The organism is Robertmurraya sp. GLU-23, from assembly GCF_052983275.1.
The window spans coordinates 1-627 of the sequence record NZ_JBRKCV010000052.1; the positions used below are offsets into that span (position 1 = coordinate 1).

Annotated in this window: 2 protein-coding genes; both read right to left on the reverse strand. The window is 40.2% G+C overall.

The features are described 5' to 3' along the window. Nucleotides 1-337: IS3 family transposase (locus ACVBAX_RS25340; protein ID WP_447119703.1), on the reverse strand; the 337-nt coding region annotated here is incomplete at its 3' end. Between the two features lie 68 nt (nucleotides 338-405). Further along, nucleotides 406-627: helix-turn-helix domain-containing protein (locus ACVBAX_RS25345; protein ID WP_447119705.1), on the reverse strand; the 222-nt coding region annotated here is incomplete at its 5' end.

The following is a 627-nucleotide window of genomic DNA, read 5'->3' on the forward strand; positions in this document are numbered from 1 at the left end:
CATTTGGGTTCTCTGCGGTGAATTCTCTGTTCAAGATGTTTTCAGCGACATGTTTGGGTGTACTTGGCTTATATTTTTTGCCTTTGCGTCGAATCAACGATTGGATTCCGGCGATTCTCATCAATCGATATACTCGCTTATGATTTATAGGCGTTGATAAGGTACGGTTCAGGTTCATCGTCATGCGACGATATCCATATATTCCGTTCACTTTCTCATATAAAGTTTTTATTTCCTCTAGAATTTTCTCATTCAATTTCTCATTATCTGAAGGGGTGCGATTAAGCCATTTATAATAAGAAGAACGTTGAATTCTCGCAATCTTGCATAATAGCACAATGGAGAATTTCTCTTCCTCATGCAGTTCCTGAATGGCTATATATTTATCTGTTAATCGAATTTGGCTTAATGACGTTTCTTTAAACGCCTCCTTTCGAGTTCCTCCAACTTTTTTAAGAATGCATTCTCGGCCCGAAGACGCTCATTTTCCCTCTCCAATCGCTTCATTTCGCGTTGGATTTTTTCTTCGGGGGTTAACTCCGGTTCTACTTTACGCTGGCCGCGCTTATCCTTGAGACCGTCTTCTCCTTCTTTCTCAAACTTCTTCACCCATTGATATACCTGTTG